8 protein-coding genes are annotated in these 19,829 nt (G+C 55.3%); 6 read left to right on the forward strand and 2 right to left on the reverse strand.

Going from position 1 to position 19,829, the window contains the following annotated elements; translation table 11 throughout:
• Positions 1-41 precede the first annotated feature (41 nt).
• Positions 42-944: an AraC family transcriptional regulator gene (locus FE783_RS22910; protein WP_138881724.1), complete on the forward strand. Its 903-nt coding sequence runs from the start codon at positions 42-44 to the stop codon at positions 942-944.
• 49 nt (positions 945-993) lie between these two features.
• Here FE783_RS22910 and FE783_RS22915 read toward each other — a convergent pair whose 3' ends face one another.
• Both FE783_RS22915 and FE783_RS22920 read right to left on the reverse strand, forming a co-directional pair.
• The gene (locus tag FE783_RS22915) at positions 994-2,757 is read right to left on the reverse strand and encodes a right-handed parallel beta-helix repeat-containing protein (protein WP_158301986.1); all 1,764 of its coding nucleotides are present in this window, start codon (positions 2,755-2,757) and stop codon (positions 994-996) included.
• Positions 2,758-2,931: 174 nt separating this feature from the next.
• Positions 2,932-3,879, reverse strand: a complete 948-nt coding sequence (locus tag FE783_RS22920; RefSeq protein ID WP_138881726.1) for a carbon-nitrogen hydrolase family protein — start codon at positions 3,877-3,879, stop codon at positions 2,932-2,934.
• A gap of 296 nt (positions 3,880-4,175) precedes the next feature.
• On the opposite strand from FE783_RS22920, the gene FE783_RS22925 reads away from it, so the two are divergent.
• The 5 genes from FE783_RS22925 to FE783_RS22945 all read left to right on the forward strand — a co-directional run bounded on the left by FE783_RS22925 (position 4,176) and on the right by FE783_RS22945 (position 19,677).
• On the forward strand, positions 4,176-6,983 hold the full coding sequence (locus tag FE783_RS22925) for an Ig-like domain-containing protein (RefSeq protein WP_138881727.1): 2,808 nt from the start codon (positions 4,176-4,178) through the stop codon (positions 6,981-6,983).
• Between the two features lie 73 nt (positions 6,984-7,056).
• The gene (locus FE783_RS22930) at positions 7,057-9,984 is read left to right on the forward strand and encodes a hypothetical protein (protein ID WP_138881728.1); all 2,928 of its coding nucleotides are present in this window, start codon (positions 7,057-7,059) and stop codon (positions 9,982-9,984) included.
• Between the two features lie 135 nt (positions 9,985-10,119).
• Positions 10,120-13,140, forward strand: coding sequence for a hypothetical protein (locus FE783_RS22935; protein ID WP_138881729.1), 3,021 nt, complete (start codon positions 10,120-10,122; stop codon positions 13,138-13,140).
• 93 nt (positions 13,141-13,233) lie between these two features.
• A complete protein-coding gene (gene hepB / locus FE783_RS22940; protein ID WP_138881730.1) occupies positions 13,234-18,441 on the forward strand; it encodes a heparin/heparin-sulfate lyase HepB in 5,208 nt (1,735 codons plus the stop codon).
• A 144-nt stretch (positions 18,442-18,585) separates the two neighbouring features.
• Complete coding sequence (locus tag FE783_RS22945; RefSeq protein ID WP_138881731.1) at positions 18,586-19,677, forward strand: GIY-YIG nuclease family protein; 1,092 nt, start codon at positions 18,586-18,588, stop codon at positions 19,675-19,677.
• Positions 19,678-19,829 lie beyond the last annotated feature (152 nt).

The raw sequence follows: 19,829 nt of genomic DNA on the forward strand, positions 1-19,829 counted from the left end.
TCCGTTCTTTGTCCTTACTCGTGTGAAGGAGTCGATCATCAATGGCGTATAAGCGTGTAACTCTTAATCAAGAAATCGTCATCGACAACATCATTACATTCCATTACTACGAGCTGTCCGGGTCGTACTACACGAAAGGCGAACGCCATGATTTTTGGGAATTTGTTTACGTCGATAAAGGCGAGCTTCTGGTGCGGACGGACAGCGGCAAGTTCAGGCTGCAGCAAGGCGAAATCGTCTTCTATAAGCCGAACGAGTTCCACGGGGGCGGCTCCGATGAGAAATCGCCGCCCAATCTGATCATTGTGACGTTCGACTGCGCTTCGGAAGCGATGAAGTTTTTCGAGAATATGAGATTCCGGATCAACGAACAGGAGAGGCTCCTGCTTACGCTGCTTGTCAACGAGGGGTATAACGCGCTTACTCCGCGGATTGACAAGCCTTTCAAACGGGTGCTTCACAAAAAGAAAAATGCGCCGTTCGGCAGCGAGCAGTTGATCAAAACTTATTTGGAGCAGCTCCTCATTCACTTTATCCGCAGGCTGAAACAGTCGGAAAGTATGCCGAAGCTTGCATCGACAACGAACGAAAACATGGAAAACGATTTGACCCGACAAATTATCGGGTACATGTCGAATCACCTGGAATGCAATTTCACGCTGCAACATATTTGCAGCCATTTTTCCGTCGGACGTTCCCAATTGTCGCGCGCGTTCAAATTGAAAACCGGTTCCGGCGTTATCGAATATTTCCACAATCTCAAAATCGAAAAGGCAAAAGCGCTTATTCGCCAAGAGTCTTACAATTATACCGAAGTCGCCGAACGATTGGGGTACAGCAGCGTCCATTACTTCTCCCGCCAATTCAAGCGGATGACGAATATGACGCCGACCGAATATGCGCGATCCGTCCGGGCGAGAATCGCCAACCACAAGCATACCTGAAGTGATCCGTAATCCCCCGGGGCTTGAGATCGTGAAGCGTTCACGGTGTTTAAGAAATCGTGCTGTAGATCGGAATAAAGCCGATAGAGCTCCCATCTTTGTCGAAAATTTGAATTTTTTGCGAAAGCGTTCCAAGTGTAGTGGCGGAAGCGGCTGCATTTGTACTGATGCTGGCGTTCGCCGTGGAAAATATTTTCGGCGTAGTTCCTGCGTCATAACCGATTTTACGAATCTTGACGTATTCAATCGTGTTCATGATACAGTTGATGTTCGTTTCGGTCCCGAAGCAGTAGATGCCGTAATTGGTTTGGTCTGTTATGCCTATGATGACATTTCCGACCAAATGGCAGTCCGAGCAGCCGGTGCTGAGGGCGATCCCGAACGAACCGCCGTAGATGTAACAGCCTTCTACAATGACCCGCTCGCAAACACCCAACGATTGGATACCCGCATTTGTCGTATTGTAGACGTGGCAATTTGCAATCAAAATGTCGGTTGCGGTAAACAAGATGCCTTGCGTTCCTGCCCCATTGATCCGGATGTTCTCCAGTGTCAAGCCGATAATCTTCCCGCCCTGTTGTCTGGCATACACCGACGGGCCCGAACCCGCTACCCGTTCCATCGTTACATTGGACACTCTGGTGTTCAGCAAAGCCCCTGGTACGGCGAGGGGGGTGCCGATTTGGATACCTCCCGTATTCGATGCGCTCCAATCATAGATGGTCAACCCGTCAATGAAGTTTCCCGTAACGTCGTTCGCTGAAGCGTTTGTAATGGCGGCCCCCGCTCCGCATTTTTTGGCCGTACAGCCGATAATTCCCGATAAGTTGGATTTTTCAATGACAAAGCCCGTATCCGTACAATTCAGGGCGATGCAGTTCATAATCAGGTTCTGCGTACCGCTCGTATACACACCGTCCGACGCTTTGCCGGCGACGCCGCAGTCTTTTAGAATGCAGCCGGTTACTTTGCAGCGGACCGAAACACCGCCAAGTGCGATCCCCACACCCGGTATACCATTCGCCCCTATGGTATTTTGTACCGTGCAATTGTCCACGGACGAATCCGTGCAGCTTGCCAGTAAAATCCCGACCGTTCGATTCGTTAAACCGGTCCGATTCCCCTGATTGGCATCCACGACCAGATCGGAAACCTCAATGCCGTTAAGCCCGTTGGCTGAAATCATCGTTTCATAGTTCGATGTGTTGGCCGCTTTAATTACTGTCGAGCTTCCGCATCCCATGATCTTAACGTAAGAGTAGGGAATAATGATAGTCGAGCTGACGATATAACTCGATGAAGGCAGAAACGCAACACCTCCGCTTGTCAGGCTACTGATAGCGGCCTGTATGGCTGCGGTATCGTCTGCACTCCCATCGCCTTTCGCCCCGAACCATTTGACATTGACCGGGCCGTCATAGATCCGCTTGAATCGATATCCGCCGGTACTGACCAGAACAAGGCCCGTATTATCCGGTGAAACGGAATCGCCGGGATCGTAGTAGAAATGTCCTTCCTGACCCGTATCGGTTACGTAAAAAATGCTCCCCGGTACTGTGGAGGCCATGGATCTGAGCTCCGCTATCGTGGCCAGGATAACACATTCGTCACACTGTGCCGACGATCCGTATACGGTCTCCGCAATGGAGCCCCTTCTGCTTGCAAATCCGATTCCGTCCCTCATCAGCGCTCCGGCGGCCATGCCGGCTCCGGTCATGCCGATGGCAGCGAGCAGCTTCCTCCTGCTGATTGCGGCGTGCTCCCCCGATTGTTGATTTCCCGCATCCGCAAATGAATCCAGTTGTTTCTGCATTGCATGTTCCTCCTCAAACGATGAACTTTTTGGAAGCGTTAACACAATGGTAAAAACTCGGACTGGACAACGATTACCGATTCTCTCCTTTCGTATGGAACTATTTACTATGATAGGGTGAATCCGGGAAAGCATCTTTATCCATCTTTCCGATTTTTTTGCACAATCGTGTCATCAATTATTGTCCGAAGCCGACTTACGATGACGGGCTAAAGACCTCGCCAAATAATCGTCCAGCGGCTCAATATTAAATTCGCGGACGAGATCCTGAGCGGAAAATTCGTCCGTTTCGCTGGAGATGAGTACCGAACCGAGGTAACCGGGGTCGGCAACTTTTACTTTCCTCCCGTATTTTTGCCTCATCGCCTCGAACTTTTGCCTGTTGTTATCAAGATGCGCCACGACAAAGTCCAAATTGACAGTTTCGCTCATAAAGTCATAATAGTTGGACGAAGACCGCACGATTTGGCCGACGGGAGAAACGATCGAAGCCGGCAACCCTCCCGCAATCGCCCCGACAAAATAAGCGCGGCACGAATATGCCCAATACTGCTGCATGAATCCGCCATGAAACATGGAAGGGAACAAGATCAGGTCCGGGCTTTCCTTGGCGTATCGGGTCCGCAGAGGATCGAAGTTGAGATCGAAGCAAATCGCGCATCCGACCCGGCCGAAATCGCAATCCATGATCGGGGCGTCTTGTCCGCACAGGATGCCATCTTCCTCGATTTCCACAATGACCGGGTGGTTTTTGTCATAAGTTCCGACTACATTCCCGCTGCGATCGATCAAGCGGACGGAATTACGCCAGGTCCCGTCGCTCAGCAGTCTGATCGAAGGATAGGCGATATAGCAATGACGCTCCTTCGCCTTTTCCGCCAGAAACTGCAGCATCCGGTCCCCGCGCTCGCGGTAATACATGCGCAAGTTCTCTCCTGTGCAGCCGGCTGGCATATCGCAGCATTCGGGCAGCACGATCAAATCGGGCCGGTCCGGCCAAACCTGGTTGAGCTTGTGCTCCAAATAATTCGTCACTCGTTTGACGGATTGTTCGGCGTTCCCGCTCGGATCAACGGGGCAATAATTGAAATTGAACGTACTGATGGTCACTTTTCGGGCCATACGTAAATCCCCTCGCTTATTTTAAAAGTGAATGAAGTTTGATCTCGTTGTTGTGCACATCTTACACCCGATTGGGAATAAATAGTAGAGGCATTTTTTCTCTTATTTAAGACACAGCAAATAAGATTTCATTATGGAAGCGCTGACATTAATATGCAATAATAGAACCAGCAAAGTTGACAATCTATACCAACCGGGAAGTTTGCGTTTTCCGGATAACCCGGCCCCGTATGCCGTCGTCCTCCTGAAGGGGAAGGTTGGCGGCATTTCCATTTTCGAATCAGGAGGATGGCTCCATGAGAACAAGCCAGTTTGCCGGTCTGCTTGCGATGATGCTGTTATCGGTGTTGGTCGTACTGTCCGGCTTCGGAACACCGCAGTCTCTTCTCGGGAAATCGTCCGAGCCTAGCGGAGCATTAGCTGAGACAACAGAGACGTCGGAAAACCTGCTTGAAAATCCAGGATTTGAAGCTGCCGCGCAACAAGGTGCAATACCCGGTTGGACTCCGGTCAGTCAAGGGGGAGCCGCGCTGTCGAGCAGCAAATATTACAGCGGCCGGCAAAGTCTCCAAATAGAGGATGCTTCGGATTTGAAAAACGGAGGGGCTTGGAGCGTCGTTATTGCGGCCCGGCCGGGCGACAAGTTCCGTTCGGAAGCATTTGTGCGTGTGGAGCAAGGGTCTGCGATTTTGTACATGGAGTTTGTCAATGCGGCGGGGCAGCATCACAGCTATGCGACCGCATGGACGAGCGGTCCGACGTCAGGCGGCTGGTTGCCCGCGAAGGTGGAAGGAACGGTGCCGGAAGGTGCCTCGGGGGTAAGGGTGCTGCCCTACTCGGGAGCAAAGACGACATGTTCGTGTTATTTTGACGACATTACGCTTTTTAAAAAAGGAGAGAGTTCGATGAAACAACGGTTCGGGCCGGTGCAAACGATTCCCGATGCTGTGCTGAACAAGCTCGGCCAATCGGCAGCCTTAGGGACGGGGCAAGACGGAAAAGCGGAGGCCTACTTTTTTGCCAACGGGGCACCGGGAACGTTCTACGCCTTGGACGCGGCGACGGGAGAGAAGCGATTCTCCCGGCAAGTTACCGGAGCCAGCATCGTGTGGGCGATGACTCACTCGTCGAATGGGAACGTCTATTTCGCAAGCTCGGAAAACGGACGGCTGTTCCGCTATTCCCCGAATGAACGGAACATAACCGATCTTGGGGTTAATCCTTCGGGCAGCTTCGTATGGGATATAGATGCCACGCCAGACGGCCGCTATCTGTATGGCGCGGTATATCCGCAAGGGAAAATGTTCGAATACGATACGCAGACGAGCGCCTTCAAAGATTTGGGGACGATGAAGCAGGGGAAAGAATACGTGCGCGGTCTCGGGGTAACCGACCGTTACGTCTATGCGGGCTTGGGCACGTTCGCAGACGCGGAGCCGCGCATCGTCGTCCGGTATGACAGGGAAACCGGGGCGAAGACGGACATTGTTATACCGTCAGCAAGCACGTTCATTAACGATGTCCAAATTTATGGCGGAAAATTGTTTATCGCTTCCGGGTCCGTATACGTAGTTGACGAATCGACTTTGAAGCCAGTAGATACATTCAGCTACGGCGGACAAATCTCGCCGCCTTATCCGGAGCAGCAAAGCCTCGTTTACTTTACGAGCGGTAACAAAATATTCAGCTATCGTCTCGATACCGGGATCCGTCAGGAAGCGGGGACATTGCCTTCCTTAGCCACTACGTCCATGAAGACGCTCGGCTGGGTACGTCCTTCAGCCGGACAGTTCGCCGGGAAAAGCGTACTTTCCGGGGTAACTTCGTACGGGGATAGCTTTCTGTTCGATCCCGCTTCGGGCAAGGCGGTCGAAGTCCGTTTGGATGTGGCCGGGTCGCCGGTGCAGACACATTCGATGAAGGCCGGTCCGGACGGGAAGCTGTATCTCGGAGGCTACCACCAGGGCGTGAGCGTATACGACCCGTCGGCAAGAAGCTTTCTCGTCCATCAGTATCATACGCTGCAGCCGGAAAGCGTCGGTTTCTTGAACGGGAAAGTGTATTTCGGGATGTACGGGGGAGCGCAAATATTCAAGTACGATCCGGCGAAGCCTTGGCAATACGGGACGGCGGCCGGAAACAACCCGTATCGCGCCTACGACATCCGGGAGCAGGACCGGCCTTATGTGTTTGCATCCGGCGACAACAAGCTGTTCGTCGGGACGATTCCGGATTACGGGCATCTGGGAGGCAAGCTGACCGTCTACGACGAAACGGCGAATACGTGGAAGGAATACGACAATTCCCGTCTGGTCCGCAATCAGAGCATTACCGGTCTCGCTTACCGCAACGGCAAATTGTACGGAAGCACTACCGTAAAGGGAGGGCTCGGCATATCGCCGACCGAGACGGAAGCCAAGCTATTCATATGGGATGTGGCGGCCGAACGGAAAATTGCGGAACGCCCGCTGAACCTTCCGGGACATAAGCCGCCGATGATCGGCAACCTTGCCTTCGGTCCGGACGGACTTCTATGGGGAGCGACGGGCAGCGCCATCTTCGCGCTCGATCCGGCTACGCTCGACACGGTTAAAAGCCGCGCCCTCTACTCCCCGGAGCTGGACAAATCGGGCAGCTGGCGGCCGTTTGATCTTCTATTCGGGGAAGATGGCTACATTTACTCGACGATCGGGCTCGCGATAACGGTCATTGATCCGAAGACGCTGGAGTTTGACCAATTGGCTCCGAAGGCCGGCGTAATCGCGCTCGGCAGCGACGGGAGCGTCTACTATTCGTTGTCGGGTAAAGATGTTTACCGGATTCCGGTCAAGCTGCAATCGGTCCACATCAACGGCTACAAACCGATTCTCCCTTTAAGCGGAACTTTATCGCTTAGGCCCGAGGGCGTACTTGCAAACGGCAAGCCGGCGGACCTCCAAGCTGCGACCGTACGTTATTCCACCAGCAATCCACAAGTGCTTACTGTAGCGGGGAACGGTCTGGTAACCGCTCACTCCGCCGGGGATGCCGAGGTCCGCGCGGAAGTAACGCTGGATGGAACGACAATCGTGTCGGAGTCGATGAAAATCAAAGTCAGCCGTTGAAACGAGCGGAGCACATAAAGCATAATCAATCGCGTCTCGCCGTGAAATGAAGCGTGTACAAGGGGGAGTATCATTGTCCGAGAACGGGAAGGAATTCGAACGCACGGACGGGAAGAAATCGATCAGCCGGAGAAAAATGCTCGCCATCATGGGGACGGCGGGCGCCGTCCTGACGCTAGGCGGATCCTCGGTCATATTGGCCCGGAAACGGATAGCGGAGGATCGCAGTGGAGGGAGTAGTCCTATGCCGAACACATTGGCTGAACTGAAGAACGCACCCGATTTGACCGAAGGCATGACGATCCGTACGACAGGCTATCATACGGCGGGCGACGGCGGAGGCGCCGAATATGTAGTGAAAGCGGATACGTTTCCGGCTGACGGAGGCAGCGTCATCAACTTGTCGAATGGGCTGCAGGCTCATTTGCTGTCGGTCGCAAGTGTCAACTACAAGCTGTTCGGCGCGGTCGGCGACGGCAAGAACGACGATGGGGTGCAGATCAAGAAGGCGCACGCCTATGCCAACAGGTCCGGAGTTCCGGTTGTGAACTTGTCCGGCGAATATTGGATCAAAGAGACGAATGCGATCAGCATCCTCACGAACGTACAGTGGGGGCACACCAAGTTCCATATCGACGAAAAGTTCAACTCGAAGTCGGACCCGCGATTTGTGGTAACGAGCCGCAAAAACTCGAGCCCGATTACATTGGATGCCGCGACCAAAGCGTCCTTCTTGGCGAAGCTGAAGCCGGGTACGGCGATTATACCGGAGCTTGCGTCCTACAAAAATTGCCTTGTAGTCGTAGCCGACAGCAATGACAAGATTGGCTTCCGTTACGGGGAGCAGTATAACGGCCAATCGTGGGCCAGGGAAGAGCTGTTCTACGTTGAGGAGCACGGGCGCATCATCGGCGATTTGGCATGGACATTCAAAAATTATACGAGCTTGACCGCTTATCCGTGCGACGACAACTACCTCGTCATTGACGGAGGAACGTTCTATATGTCGGGCGACAGCCCCGGCAAAAATTATGAGGGATACCGCCACAACGGCTTCGTCATCAAGCGCAGCCGGACGGTGATCCGCAATCAATGGGTCGGCCTCGAGCCCGGCAAAGCCGATGTTGCGCTCGATCCCCGCCAAGGCTTCTACACGTTCAGCTACGTATACGACGTTCTGCTGGAAAATGTAAGGCTCATCCCATGGGAGCAAAACAGGGGCGGGCAGGGCAAGGACGTTCCGGCCGGAACGTACGGCATCGGGGGTAACCGCATACTGGGAGCCACGTTCCGCAACGTTACGGCGGAAGGGAGTCAGGTGCACTGGGGCGTGTTCGGTACGAATCTGAACAAAAACTTCCGCGTCGAAGGCTGCCGGCTGAACCGGATCGACGTGCACTTTCATTGCTGGAACCTGTACGTGCGGGATTCGGAAATCGGCCGATTCGGGCTTACGGTTACCGGCGGGGGCAACCTGTTCATCGATAACACGACGGTGATGGGGAACAACTTCATTAATTTCCGCAACGATTTCGGGTCCAAGTGGGACGGTCATATCCGCTTGCGAAACTGCCGGCTTGTCGTATTGAATGTAAATAGCGACGCGACCGGGCTTCTGTTCAACCCGGCCGACTTCGATTACAAATATCCGATCGGCTACGGCAGAACGATCAAGGTGGAGGACTTCGTCTTTGATTTTACCGGGAGTCCGGAAGCCAAAGGCGTATGCCGGCTTATGAAAACTTCCGCATTCTCGAAAATGAAGCATGGGGAGCGGCTGTTCTTCCCGTACCGCATCGAATTCGAAAACGTTGCTGTGGCGGGAAGAGAGCAAGGAGTCCGACTGCTGGAAATCCGCAATCCGTTCGGCTTCGATTTGGGCAAGCAAGGCGGATATGACGGACAAAGGCTGGAGACGAACTGCCATATGCGGTTCGCGAATATACAGACGGAGAAGCTGCCGCCGCAGGCGTCGCAATCGACGACGCAAGTTCATTTCCTGCTGCAGGCGGCGGGTACCGGACAATATGAGGATGGAGCGGCGCTTTATCCGCGGATCGAGTTCGTGAATTGCGGAGATTTTTTCGGTCATCTGCAAGCCGGTGCGGCGGATGTTTCCTTCCAAGACTGCACGATTCGCGGACTTGACGCATACGAGGGCGGACCGATGCGGGGCAGACTATCGTTCGACCGGTGCCGGTTCCAGGCGTCCGTACAGGACGACGGGAAAAACTTCTGCTCGCTGGACGCCGCTCTTGGCACCAGTTTCGTCAACTGCATCGTGGAGGCTCCGCTTGTAGACGGGCAAGCAAGGCCGGATCTGCTGGCCCGGTACGGTTTTATCGAAATGAATCATACATTGCGCTTCAACCATCTGAATACGCGGCTGGCCAAGGAAATTACGGACCATTATGCCAAAGCGGGGACGCCGGCGGAGCCCGAATTTATAACGATGTTGAAAAGCCATCACGAGTCCGAAAGCATCCGCATGATCCGCCGCAAAGGGACCGGAGCACAGCGCCCGGACCGGAGCTTGCTCGGCTCGGAGGCAGGCTTCGGCTACTACGACACCGATTCGAACCAGATGGTCGTCTGGGACGGAAGCGGCTGGACGCTTCCCGTAAAGCCGGAGGAAGCGCTGCACTATTACGCCTCCGGTACCGCACTAACCACATCAGGCGAGCTCAAGATGAAGCGGATGGAAGGGCATCCGACCCAAGAATACAAGCTGCGCGCGAACGGCCGTGCAGTGGCGTATTCGGTTGATGCGACTCCGCAGAGAGCCGGGACGTTTACTTTCGATATTGTGAGGAACGGCGAGCCTTGGCAGGTCGGGCTCGGTGCGACGGGCGTGGAATCGTCCGGTTTGATCGAGCTTCCCGCCGAAGCCGCATTTACGGCAGGAGATCGTATCGGTATCAGGCTCTCGCTGTCCGAAGGGGCGGCGGACGATCAAGCCGGCATCACTATAGATCTAATAGTTCTTTACGACAGAGCTTGATTACTTAAGGTTCAATTCAATCGTTCATCATGATACCCCACATATAGATTTGGTCAGAAGCCCTGCTGCACGAAGGTGGAGCAGGGTGCTAACTAAACCGGCTTTCCTGCTTGGAAACCGAATGGAGGAGATCGAATGGATGAACAAAAGCAGATGGATGGGAATACTGTGGCGCCGGTCAGCAGGCGTCAGCTGTTGGCGGCGTTCGGGATGGCGAGCGCTGCGCTGGCGGCGCAATCCATACTCGCCGGACAGGCAGCGGCTGCAGCCCAGAACCCGACGGTGTCGGGGAGCACATATGGAGGGGGTGGCACGGTGACCGGGGCGACCTATAACGGAAACGGGCCGGGTTCCGGTTATCCGCCGGGCAAGGCTATGGCAAATGGACTCTACCATCTCTTGTACGAGACGGTCGCGGACATGAAGGCGGATGCCAGCCTGGTTGACGGTATACTCGCCAGCACGTCCGGTTATTACGAGTCCGGCGACGGAGGGGGAGCGGATTATGTGATCCGGTCCGGCACGCTGCCGGAAGACGGAGGCGGGGTCATTTCCTTGTCGGCGAACGGCTTGCAGGCTGTTCTGCTTCCCGGAGACAGTATCCGCTACAAGCAATTCGGCGCCGTAGGGGACGGTTCGAACGATGACGGCGTGCAGATCAAGAAGGCTCATGCTTATGCGAACGACCGCGAGTTGCCTGTCGTGAACTTAAGCGGCGAGTATTGGATTAAGCAAACGAACGAAATTGTCATCCAGACGAATGCGAGCTGGGGGCACACCAAGTTTCATATCGACGAAAGCTTCAACAGTAGGTCGAATCCCCGCTTCCGGGTAACGAGCCGCAAGAGCGAGGTAACGATCGCATTCGATGCGGCGACGAAGGCATCATTCCTCAGCCAGATGAAACCGGGCACTACCTTAATCCCCGAATTGGCACCTTACAAAAACAGTCTCGTGTTTGTCGTCGACAGCAACGACAAAATCGGGGTTCGCTACGGCTATACCCATAACGGATGGAACAGGGAAGAATTTTTTTATGTCGAGGAGCACGGTCGCCTGATCGGGGACATCGCCTGGACGTTTACAGGCTACACGAGCCTGATCGCCTATCCGTGCGACGACAATTATTTGGTCATTGACGGAGGAACGTTCTACATGTCGGGAACCAGCCCGGGCGTTAACGGGGCCTACCTCCATAACGGCATTTTGGTCAGGCGCAGCCGCACCATCATCCGCAACCAATGGGTCGGGCTGGAGGAAGGGGCGGTTGACGTTTCGCTCGATCCGAGGTCGGGGTTTTATTATTTCAACAACGTCTTCGACGTAACGCTAGAAAATGTCCGGCTCATTCCATGGGAGCAGGACCGCGAAGGAACTGACCGCGATGTTCCGGCAGGCACGTACGGCATCGGCGGGGCCCGGGTGCTGAACGCCACGTTCCGCAATGTTACCGCTGAAGGAAGCAACGTTCACTGGGGCGTATTCGGCACGAATCTATTCAAAAATTTCCGCATCGAAGGGTGCCGCCTGAACCGCGTAGACGTTCACTTTCATTGCTGGAACTTGTACGTGAAAGATTCTGAGATCGGCTACCGCGGCTTTACGCTCACCGGGGGCGGAGATTTGTTCATTGAGAACACGAAGCGGTTCGGCAGCCGGTTCATCGATTTTCGCGTAGATTACGGAGCCAAGTGGGACGGCAACATCCGGCTGTCCAACTGCCGGCTGGTCGTAACGAGCGGTACCGCCGAGGCTGTCGCGCTGCATTGTGTGCCCGCCAATTTCGACTACAAATATCCGATCGGATACGGGCGGTCCATCAAAGTGGAGGATTTCATCTTCGATTACACCGGCATTCCGAATCCGACCGGCGTATGCCGAATCATGAAGATCGCCACGTTTTCCAAAATTACGAGCACATCGGCCAGGTTGTTTTTCCCGCAAACCATCGAGTTTAGTGATGTAAGCGTCGTCGGTCGGGAGAAGGGCGTACGCATTCTGGAGATCGCGAATCCGTTAAGCTTCCACCTCGGCAAGCCGGGAGGCTACGATGCGAATCAGGTGACGCCTAACTGCCACATGCGCTTTGTCAATATCCAGAGCGAGAAAGTGCCGAGACAGGCGTCGCAGTCGACGGCAAACGTCAATTTTTTGCTGAACGCGCTTGGCACGGCTGCCTATGACGATCCGTATGCGCTGCACCCGAAAATTGATATGATCCATTGCGGCGATTTTTTCGGACATTTTAAAGGCGCGATTGCCGATGCGTATTTCAACCAATGCACGATCAACTGTCTCGATGCTTATGAGGGCGGGCCGATGCGCGGGCGCATCGTGTTCGACAACTGCCGGATCAAGGCGGACGCCGTAGACGACGGTAAGCTGCTGTACTCGCTGAGCGCCGTACACGGAGTATCTTTTGTAAATTGCACGGTACACGCCCCTGTTCTGGACGGGACGGAGCGGCCGGATCTGCTTGGCCGGTATGATTTTATAAACGTAAACAATACGTTGCGGTACAATCATCTCAATACCAGATTGTCCAAAACGCTCGTCGACTATTTCGCGGGCGCGGGCACGCCGGTCGAACCGGAGTTCTACGCGATGCTGAAGAGCCACCACGATTCGGAGAGCATCTCGATGGCCAAGCGCAAAGGGACGACAGCCGAGCGGCCCGCACCGGCCAAATTCAATTCCGAGAAAGGCTTCGCTTATTTCGATACCGACCTGGGGCAGCCGGTCGTATGGGACGGCACGCGCTGGGTGAATACGGCGAAAGCGGGAGATACGCTCCACTACTATACGGGAGACTTGCCGGCGGCCGCCCCCGGAACGGCTATGAAGCGCGTGGAAAGCCATCCTTCCCAGGAATACGTCCTCCCCCAGGCCGGGCAGCTTGCCAAATATGCCATTTACGTAAGCGCGCCGCTCGCGTCCGCTTCCTTTACTTTCGACGTATGGAAGAACGGTGCTGTCTGGCTGAGCGGAATAGCCGGTTCGACCTCGTCGTCCAACCCCAAGTTGGCAGCGTTTACAGGGGCGGCTTCGTTCAATGCGGGGGACCGGATCGCGATCCGGATCGCTTCGGTAGGCTCGGGATTGGCGGCAGGTACTTATGCGACGGTCGATTTATATGTCAACTATGCCAATTATTAAACGGCAAGGAGTGATGGAAGCAATACGGACAGGCCCGCATGATGACGTTTGCGATAACGAGATCGTGAAGGAATTAGAGGAGTGATCGAATTGATGAAGAGATTGGTCTGCCGGCTGCTTATGCTCGTACTGGTGTTTACGATGATCCCCCTGTATGCCGTAGAGACCCGGGCGGAGACGATGCCGTTATTGAACGGAGGCTTCGACTCCGGGCTTACGGGGTGGAGCAGGCTGCATGGGAACGCGACGAACATGACGATAACTAGCGAGCTCAAATTTTCGGGTGGATTCAGCCTGAAAATCAAAGATTTGGAGAACAACGGATCGTATGCCATGGTCAGCGACAAGTATCCCGTCGCGGAGGGCAAGCAGATTACGGCATCGGCCAAAATGTATTTATCGGGAGGCTCTGGATCGGTCTACCTGTATTTCTACGATTCGGCGGGAACGATGATCCACAGCGTATTCTCGAACAAAAGCTCCCCGCAAACGGCATGGTTCGACGTCACGATCAGCTCGGCCGTACCGGCAGGGGCGGTGAACGTAAGCATCGTGCTCGCCACGAGCATTGTCAATGTAGGTACCGCTTATTTCGACAACGTCTCGCTGTCCGCCTCGGTACCTCTTCCCAACGGCGGATTCGAGTCGGGATTGACGGGATGGACCGCAGCTTACGGCAGTGCGCAGCGAATGACTTCGACTGGCGAAGCGGCCTTTGCAGGTACACGCAGTCTAAAGATCGACGATAACTCGTCCACAAGCTCCTTCGGCATGGAAAGCGACAAATTCCCGGTCGTTCCCGGCCGGCAGTATACGGCCGAAGTGAAGGCGCGCGTAGAGAGCGGTTCCGGAGCTATTTATTTGCGCTTCTACAATGCCTCAAATCAGCAGCTCGATCAAAAATCGACGGGAGCCGGGGCGGCACCGGGTCAGTGGCGCAATGTCACGGCGACGCTGGTCGCACCGGAAGGCGCGGTTAAAGCAAGCGTCGTTCTGTACAGCGCTCTGGCCAATACGGGCGTCATCTATTTCGACGAGGTGAGCGTGTCGGAAATCAGCCTCATTCGCGGGACTGTGACGGATAGCTCGAACGGCTCCCCGGTAGCTTGGGCGGCCGCTTATCTTTACAACGCCGCCGATACAGGCTTCGCCACACCGCTAGATAAAGCGGTAACCGATAGTAACGGGAAATATACGTTCGGCCGGAGCATGGAGAATGGAAGTTACGTGGTCCGAGCGTCGAAAGACGGTTACTTGCGCGGGACGGCGGCTGTCGAGGTCGGTGGCAACGGTACCGGGGTCGGAGCCGTTTCCCTCGCGAAGGATACTGCTGCGGCAAGCTATACCGTAAGCGGACAAGTGTATTTGCCCGTTACAGCCCAACCGATCCCAGGAGCCAATATATCCCTATACGACGATGACGATCTTGCTTACACGACTGTACTTGGGACTGCGGTATCTGCGGCGGACGGCACGTTCACGATGGACCGGACGGTCCCGAACGGCAGATATTTGGCCCGCGCGGTCAAGGCGGGATATTACACGACGACGTTCCCGGTAACGGTAAGGGATGCCGATTACACGGAAGCGGCACTGCAGATGCCGATAAAAACAAGCCTCACGGTGCAAAGCATGCCGAAACCGCCGGCGGTGCATCCGCGAGTGTACGTAACGCCGGAGCTCGTACCTCAGCTGCAGGCGAAAATACAAACCGCCGCATTCCAGCCGATCTGGAGCAAGCTGAACAGTCTCAGCTACATTCCGGTTTATACGGGCAGGAGCAGCGGGGCATCGCTTGCGATCGAGCAGTACGCTTTCCCGGCAGCGGAAAACACCCGCTATGTGAAAGTTTTCGGCAGAGGCAATTCGACCAACCAATGGAATTCGATAACGGAAACGGAGATTTACACGCGCAATTCCGCCTCTCAATTGGTCAAGCTGCCCGTGCAGAGCGCTTCCTGGAGCAGCCAGGACCGCCAGTATGACGGCAACAACACGATCGACGGCAATCTCGATCAAGAGTCCAGATGGTCGGCGGAAGGCAGGGAGGAGTGGATCCAATACGACCTCGGGGCTTCCTCCGCAGTAACCGACATAGGCATCGCTTGGTATAGCGGCAATATCCGCACGTCCTATTTCGACATCTACGTATCCGGCGACGGACAAAGCTGGAGGCTCGTCGATCTCGGAATGGGCAAGGAGCCGGGCTTGTTGGATCCGCCGCCGGTCGGCCAATCCAACTATTCGGCCGCCCTCAAAAATGCGGTCGAGTACAACGCGATGAAATATTTGCTGACCGGAGACGCCGCCAGCGGCCGGCTGGCAATCCGGACGATTCTTAATTTCATGGATACCGCCGTCTACGCGGGGCTGGATACGTTCAGGCCGATCGGGGATACGATTCACGCCGCATCCGTTACGTACGATTGGTGCTACCCGCTGCTGACTGCAGAAGAGAAGTCCGCCTTCATCTCCAAGATGAAAAATCTCGCCGGACAGATGGAAATGGGGTATCCTCCGACCCGCGGCGGCTCGATTACGGGGCATTCCGGAGAAAATATGCTGATGAAAGATTTGCTGGCAGCCGGCATCGCGATATACGGCGAAGATCCGGAGATGTACAATTTGTCGGCCAACCGGTTTTTTAACGAATTCGTTCCGGCGAGAAACTTCTGGTATTTATCCGGCATGCACCATCAAGGCGATTCTTATGGCTTCGGCGTCCGCCTGATGCCCGAACTGTGGGCGCAATGGATGTTCGCCCGGATGGGGTACCCCGGAGTGTTCGTCGACGAGCAGCGCGATACGCTGTACCGCGGCCTCTATCTGCGCCGGCCCGACGGACAGCTGATGCGCGACGGAGACACGTCCTGGCAAAACTCCAGCGCGCCGGGAGCTTATTGGAAATATACGTCGGTCATTCCTTTGGCCGCTTCGTATTACAGGGATCCGTATTTGCAGGACGAGTTTCTGCGGCAGTATACGATGGGCTCGAATCCGCTCGTGGAAATATTGTTCATCGATCCGGAGCTTGCGGCCAGGCCGGTCGGCGAATTGCCGCTCACCCGCTACTTCGGATTCCCGTACGGGACGATGATCGCCCGCACCGGATGGGAGATGGATAGTCCGGGGACAAGGGCGTCCGACGTGGTGGCCGAGATGAAGATCGGCAACTACCAGTTCGGCAATCACCAGCATCTGGATATGGGCAGCTTCCAGCTTTATTACAAAGGCGGTCTCGCCATCGATTCGGGCATGTACCAGGGTGTGCACGGAGCCTATGGCAGTGAGCATGACAAACATTACTACAAGCGGACGATCGCGCATAATTCGATGCTCGTCTATGATCCGGCGGAGAAGTTCTACAGCGATTGGGCAAATGACGGAGGGCAGCGGAAGCTTCCGGAAGCGGGCAAACTGGACGATCTGCTCGGCAAAGACTACTATAACGGGATTGTGGAAGGCCATCAGTTCGGACCGGATCCGGACGCACCGGTTTTCAGCTATATGAAGGGAGATTTGACGGCCGCTTATACGGATAAAGTGGAGCAGTTCAAACGATCGTTCTTGTTCTTGAACATGAAGGACAGCAGTCATCCTGCCGCGATGATCGTATACGACAAGGTCGTCTCCTCCGACCCGAACTTCAAAAAATATTGGCTGCTGCACAGCATGGAAGAGCCGCAGGTTGCAGGCGGCACGACAACGATCGTGCGGAGTGAAGCGGGTTATTCCGGCAAGCTGGTCAATGAGACGCTGCTGCCGCAGGCCGGCAACGCCTTGATTGAGAAAATCGGAGGACCCGGTCGGGAATTCGAGGTTTTCGGAACGAATTATTTGCAGGAGCCTTCGCGGCCGGCTGGACAGCATACGGTCGAAGCGGGGGCGTGGCGGGTACAAATTTCGCCGCAAGCTCCGGCGGAAACCGACCATTTCCTGAACGTGATGCAAGTAATGGACAATGGTAGTACGGCACCGCTCTCGACCGACAAGATCGAATCCGAGCGGATGGTAGGGGCGGCTGTAGCCGATGTCGTGGCTCTGTTCAGCAAGTCCGGCGACCGGGAGAGCGGAACCGTATCGTTCTCGGTCTACGCCAGCCAACCGAAGCTGCAATTCATAGTCGCCGATCTGGCGGCGGGATCGTGGAAAATCGACGGCGGCGGGCAGCAAGTATGGGGAGAAGTTACCGCGGAAGGCGGCGTGCTCTACTTCAACGGAGCCCCGGGCGATTATACGTTGACCTATATGGGAGAGCGGGATATCGTTCCTCCGGTAACGGCAGCGCATATCGACGGCAAGAGCGGGCCGGGAACGTTCAATAATCGGGACGTGACGGTCACCTTCAGCACATACGAACTGTTGTCGGGAGTGAATCGGACGGAATACAGGCTGAACGGCGGAAACTGGTCCACGGTGACCGACTCCGTATACTTGACCGGAGAAGGCGTGCATGCGTTCGAGTATCGTTCCGTCGACGGCGCGGGCAACGTCGAGACGCCCCAGCAGGCCGTTATCGGGATCGATAAGACGCCTCCCGTGCTGATCTTGAACGGCAGTCCGGAGATGTCGGTGTTAATGGGCAGCACCTATGCCGACCCGGGTGCCAGAGCGGAGGATCAGCTCGACCCGAGCGTAGGCGGACGGGTAGAAGTTGCAGGATTTGTGAACACGGGCGTGCCGGGAACGTATCAGTTGACTTTCCGGGTGACCGATGCGGCGGGCAATGCCGCGCAGCCCGTCTCGCGAACGGTACATGTACTCGATCCTTCCGGAATAGCGAAAATCGGGTTTGATTCGAATTTATATTTGATGCCGATCGGAACCTCGAGAGGAACAGTTGTTACTGCTGTTTACGGGGATGGCCGCCGTTCGGATATAACGGCACTGGCCTCTTTCGCCTCTTCTAATCCCGGGGTCGCTTCGGTTGCGAACGGCGTCATTACCGCGGTCGGCAGCGGGGGAGCGGTCATCACCGCTTCTTACGGAGGCCATACCGCATGGGCGGTCGTAGGAGCAGGTTCTCCGATACACGGATTTTTCCGTGCACTGGAGGAGCTGATCCATAAGTATGCCGCGCTTGGGGAGCTGGACTCTTCGCTTCGGAGCCAGCTTGAGAACCGGCTGAAGCAGGCGGAGGATCAAGGGGAGAAAGGACATCCGGTACAAGCGCTCAAGCATTTGGGAGATTTCCTTGACGCTTTGCGGAAGCAATCGGATAAAATTTCCGTGCAAGCGGCGGAGAGGCTCGGCGCCGGCGTCAATAGCTTGATGCGCGAGCTGTCGGGAGCAGCCGACTGATCCGGCATCATCCATAATCGATAGAGAAGCCCTTTGCGGTTGTCCCGCAGGGGGCTTCTCCATGCAAGCCGGTCATAAAAAGATGCTGACTGGCTGCCGCCGCATCTGTTACGATGAAAGCATTAAGCAACCGGAGGGAACAACGTGGACCGTTTTTGCTTCGAGCCTGACCGATACCCCGAGGAGCCCGGCTGCTATCTGATGTTCGACCGGAGCGGGCAGCTGCTGTACGTCGGGAAAGCGGTCAATTTGCGCCGGAGGCTCTGTTCTTACTTTCAGTCCAAGCCGGATCGGCCGAAGGTGGCGCAGCTCGTCCAAGAAATCGCCGATATCGAAATCATGATCGTGCGAAACGAAAACGAGAGCTTTACGCTGGAAACCAATTTGATCCAGTATTACAAGCCGCCCTACAACCGCGCGAAAAAGCGGGAGAGCTCCGTTTACCCCTACATCGCCGTAACGCAAGAACCGGTGCCCCGCCTGCTCTCCGCCGACCGGGAACGGCAGGCTCCGCGCGCATCGGGCGCAAGCGGCGGGGAACGTTTGATCGGACCTTTTCCCAATCCTGTCTTCCGCAATTATGCGCTGGAATTCGTAATCGACAACTACAAGCTGCGCACGTGCGAACCGCTCCCGAGCAGGCTGTGCATGCGCTATTATTTGGGCAAGTGCGGAGGAATATGCGAGCTTAAGGAGACGGAGGAGCAGTACGACGAGCGTATGTCCGGCGTGCTCCAATTGCTCTCCGATCCGGGCGGGATGCCGGGAGAGATGGAGAAGGCGATGGAGGCTTTGTCCGAACGACTGCAGTTCGAGAAGGCCAAGGACATGTACGTCCGGCTGAACGCGCTGCGAAGCATGCTGGACGAGCAGGCGGTCAACGTTTCGCGGGACCATCATCAGCTGGCCGTCTTCTTCGGTTCGGGTCATCTGCTGGCCGCCCGTATCGAGTACGGAATGCTGCGTACAAGGTTCGTCTGTATCGCAGTCGATTCGGAGTGGGTCCAAAGACTCATTTTTCTGCTGCCGGACAAAGGCCTCATCGAGATTATAACCAACGACATGAGCATGGCGGAACCGTTGGTGCGATTGGCCCGAACCCGTCGGTTAAAGGTGAAAGCCGCTGTTCCGGCAAGAGGAAAAAAGTTACATATGTTGAACATATGCGAACGGAATTTAATATATCGTTTGGACTATTCGACAAAAACAAACACGAACTGCCATAACCCTTCATAATCACCCAGCGCGTTTCACCATGGGTTAAAAAGTTGCGTAGTATAGCGGGAGCAAGGTATTTCAGGAAAAGTGGAATCATGCTATAGTAGGGAAGGATAGTTTCAGGAAAATGCTTCCGTTTGGTTGGAAAGTGTCAAAACTCACATTTTTTC

Source organism: Paenibacillus mesophilus (assembly GCF_005938385.1).
GTDB classification, from domain to species: Bacteria; Bacillota; Bacilli; order Paenibacillales; family NBRC-103111; genus Paenibacillus_AB; species Paenibacillus_AB mesophilus.